4 protein-coding genes and 1 pseudogene are annotated in these 3,719 nt (G+C 76.9%); 2 read left to right on the forward strand and 3 right to left on the reverse strand.

Annotation, left to right across the window (positions count from 1 at the left end; all coding sequences use genetic code 11):
• Positions 1 to 670, reverse strand: a pseudogene (locus Q6969_RS14020) (ATP-dependent helicase); the annotation flags it as partial.
• A 364-nt stretch (positions 671 to 1,034) separates the two neighbouring features.
• Positions 1,035 to 1,559: an N-acetyltransferase family protein gene (locus Q6969_RS14025; protein ID WP_317230990.1), complete on the reverse strand. Its 525-nt coding sequence runs from the start codon at positions 1,557 to 1,559 to the stop codon at positions 1,035 to 1,037.
• A gap of 57 nt (positions 1,560 to 1,616) precedes the next feature.
• On the opposite strand from Q6969_RS14025, the gene Q6969_RS14030 reads away from it, so the two are divergent.
• The gene (locus Q6969_RS14030) at positions 1,617 to 2,087 is read left to right on the forward strand and encodes a GNAT family N-acetyltransferase (RefSeq protein ID WP_317230991.1); all 471 of its coding nucleotides are present in this window, start codon (positions 1,617 to 1,619) and stop codon (positions 2,085 to 2,087) included.
• Positions 2,084 to 2,929 (forward strand): UbiA family prenyltransferase, encoded by an 846-nt coding sequence (locus Q6969_RS14035; RefSeq protein ID WP_317230992.1) that lies wholly within the window; start codon positions 2,084 to 2,086, stop codon positions 2,927 to 2,929. Before Q6969_RS14030 ends, Q6969_RS14035 begins: the two co-directional genes overlap by 4 nt.
• Here the strand turns inward: Q6969_RS14035 and Q6969_RS14040 are convergent.
• Positions 2,922 to 3,719 (reverse strand): FAD-dependent monooxygenase (locus tag Q6969_RS14040; RefSeq protein WP_317230993.1); only part of this gene is annotated, 798 nt, incomplete at its 5' end. The genes Q6969_RS14035 and Q6969_RS14040 overlap by 8 nt on opposite strands.

The raw sequence follows: 3,719 nt of genomic DNA on the forward strand, positions 1-3,719 counted from the left end.
CGGGGCGGATCCGCAGCGCGGCCGGCGCGTCCTGCGCGACGCGTCCGGCGTCGGCGCCGGCCTCCGCCTCGGCGAGTCCCGGGGCGGGCGGCACGAGGCGCAGGAACGGGGACGGCGCCTCCTCGTCGTTGGCCGTGGCGCTCAGGACGACCGCGCGCGACGCCCGCGAGACGGCGAGCGCGAGCATCCGCAGCTCGTCGCCGAGGACCTCAGCGCGCTCGTCCACGTTTGCCCGGTCGAGGCCGCGGGCGACCGCGGAGAGGCGCTGGGGGTGCAGCAGGGATCCGCGCAGCCGCAGGTTCGGCCAGACGCCCTCCTGCAGGGCGGCGACGGCGACGACCTCGTAGCCGGCGCCGACGACCGCCGACGGGGTGGCCACGAGCACGGTGTCGGCGAGCGGCTGGGGCGAGAGCGTGTCCTCCGGCACCTCCGCGCCGAGCAGCTCCTCGACGAAGTCGGAGGCGGGCCGGCCCGGGTTCCGCTCCACGAAGCGGCGCGCCGCCGTGAACAGCGCGACGACGCCGTCGAGGTCGCGGTTCGCCTGGTCCGCGACGATGCCGGTCTGCAGCGCCTGCTCGAACCACGGCTTCGCGAGGCCGGAGCCCTCCCAGAGGTGCCAGAGCAGCTCCTCGATGGTGCCGTCGGCGGCCGCGAGCTCGACGAGTCGCACGACTGACGCGCGCCCCTCTTTCTGGGGCCATCCCCCGGTGTCCGCATTATGGGGGACCCGGGTAGGGTTCATATCGAGCGCACGGCCCTTACCCCCCCCTTGGGCCAGGCGTTCGCAACCCGACGAGCCCGTCCGTCCATCCCCCCCCCCCCGGACTGGACGGCTCCCGGACCACGGCGATCTCCCCGTCCCCCCGAAGGGCCGAGGTCACCGGAGAGGCCCGGCACCCGTGGCGTTCCCGCGCCCCGTGCCGGGCCTCTCGACCGTCCGCCCCCTGCCGTCCGAGCATGCCGGGCCCCTCGACCGTCCGCGCCTCCCGCCGTCGTCTACGCGTGCCGGGCCTCTCGACGGTCTGCCGCTCGTCTCAGTCGCGCTCCGCCTCCACGGCCGTCACGTCGTCGACGAGCGGCAGGTGCAGGATCGCGAGGTCCAGCGACCGCCCGAACTTCCAGCCGATGCCGGGCAGGAGCCCCACCTGGCGGAAGCCCAGGCGCTCGTGCAACCGGATGGATCCCGCGTTCCCCGCCTCGATGTCCGCGAAGACCGCGTGCTTGCCGGCCTGCCGCGCGTGCTCGACGACCGCCTCCACGAGCGCCCGGCCGATGCCCCGGCCGTGGAACGCGTCGCGCACGTACACCGAGTCCTCCACGGAGAACCGGTAGCCGGACATCCGTCGCCACGGCCCGTAGGTGCCGTAGCCCGCGAACTCGCCGTCGACCTCCGCGACGAGGATCGGGTCGCCCGCCTCCGTCGTCTCCCGGAACCACGACGCGCGCTCCGCGCGGTCCACCGGCTCGTCGGTCCAGAGCGCCGTGGAGCGGAGGATGGCGTCGTTGCGGATCGCGAGCAGGTCGTCGATGTCGCGGGGCTCGGCGGGGCGGATCCTCATCCCGGAAGGCTATCGGCCGCGGTCGGGCGGACCCGGCCGGTGCGGCAGGATCGACGCATGGACTGCACCATCTCCCGGGTCGACTGGGACGACGAGGACGCGACCCTCCTCCGCGCCGCCCAGCGCGTCGAGCTCGACGTCCGCTACGGCGGCGACACCGAGCCCGGCACGAAGCCGACCGCCGCCGACGTGGCCGCGTTCCTCGTGGCCCGCGACGCGACCGGTGCTCCCGTCGGATGCGGCGGGATCCGGCTGCTCGGCGAGCGCTCCCCCGGCGTCCCGTGGGCCGAGCTGAAGCGCATGTACGTCGTGCCGTCGGCGCGCGGCACCGGGGTGGCCACCGCCCTCCTCCGTGCCCTCGAGGCGGCGGCCCGCGATCTCGGGGTGGTCGACCTGGTGCTCGAGACCGGATCCGAGCAGCCGGACGCCATGCGGTTCTACCACCGCGAGGGCTGGGCGGAGATCCCCCGCTTCGGCGCCTACGCCGACTCCGAGGGCTCGCGCTGCTACGGGCTGACGCTCGCGTGATCCGGCGGCTGCGGCTCCTCGCCCTCTCCTCCCACCCGGGACCCACCGCCACCGTCACGGTGCTGGCGGCCGGTCTCGCCGTCGCCCTCGGCTACGGGGCGGGGCGCGTGGTCGCGGTCGCGGTCGCGGTGCTCCTCGGGCAGCTGTCCATCGGGCTCTCCAACGACTGGATCGACGCCGAGCGCGACCGCAGCGTCGCCCGCGCCGACAAGCCCGTCGCGCGCGGGGAGGTCACGGACGGCCAGGTGCGGGCGGCGGCGCTCGGCACCGCGGCGGCGTGCCTGGTCGCGTCCGCCGCGCTGGGCCCGGCGTTCCTCCTCGCGCACGTCGTGCTCGTGGGATCCGGGTGGGCCTACAACGCGGGCCTCAAGCGCACGGCCCTCAGCGTGGTCCCGTTCGTCGTCGCCTTCGGCATCCTGCCGACGGTCGTGGCGCTGGGCGCGGAGGATCCGGTGCCGGCGGCCGCGTGGGCGGTGGCCACCGGGGCGGTGCTCGGCGTCTCCATCCACTTCACCAACGTGCTGCCCGACCTCGACGACGACGCCCGCACGGGCGTCCGCGGACTCCCGCACCGCCTCGGCCGGGTGCCCTCGGGTCTCGTCGCGTTCGGGGCGCTCGCCCTCGGCGCCGTCGTCGCGGCCGCCGGGCCGGTGATCGCGGACCCGGCGCACGCCGTCACCCCGGTCGCCGTGGCGGGTCTCGTCGTCACGCTCGGCATCGCGGCGGCGGGCGCGGTGCGCGTCGTCACCCGGCCGCCCGGCCGCCTGCTGTTCCAGCTCATCATGGCGGCGTCGCTGCTGCTCGTCGCCCAGGTCGCGGTGAACGCCACCCGCCTCACCTGACGCGCGCGGCCCTGTCCCGCCCCATGGCGTAGACGGAGGCGAGCGCCCCCGCGGCGGGCGAGGCGAGCACGGCCCGGAGCCCCGCATCGCGGACGCGCCGCGTGAGACCGCGCACCGGCCGGCCGAGCGCCGTGTTGATCTCGGACTGCACGGCAGCGCGCCGCGCGCTCGCCCGGCGGTCCCGTTCCCAGGCCGCGACCCGGCGCCTGTCGAGGAGGCCGCCACGGTGCCGGACGGCGTCCACGAGGAGGGGCGCCAGGGCGTCGGCGTCGAGCCAGCCGAGGTTCATCCCCTGCCCGCCGATGGGGCTGATCTCGTGGGCGGCGTCCCCGATCAGCAGGGCGCGCCCGGAGGCCATGCGCCGCGCGAGCCGCCGGCGGACGCCGAACGCGCTGACGGTCTCGAGCGTCGCCGGGTCCACCGCGTGCCCGGTGCGGTCGCGGACGATGCGGGCGAGGTCCTCCGCGGTGCCCGGAGCGCCCTGCCCGTCGCGGATCCCGACGACCCAGCGGCGCCGGAGGCCCGGCAGCGGGAACGACTCGACGACGCCGTCCGGGTGCAGCGTGACCACCGCGTCGTCCCCCGAGCCCGTGGCGTCCGGGGCGTCGCCCATGAGGAAGCGGTCCGGCAGGACGCGCCCGTCGACCCCGATCCCGAGGAGCCCGCGCACCGCGCCGCGCGTGCCGTCCGCCCCGACGACCACTGCCGCGGACACCTCGACGGCCGCGCCGTCGCCGTCCCGGCCCGTCGCGCGGACCCGCCCCCCCCGCTCCCGGCGCCCCCCCCCCCC

The organism is Clavibacter sp. MX14-G9D (assembly GCF_032917815.1).
GTDB classification, from domain to species: Bacteria; Actinomycetota; Actinomycetes; order Actinomycetales; family Microbacteriaceae; genus Clavibacter; species Clavibacter michiganensis_K.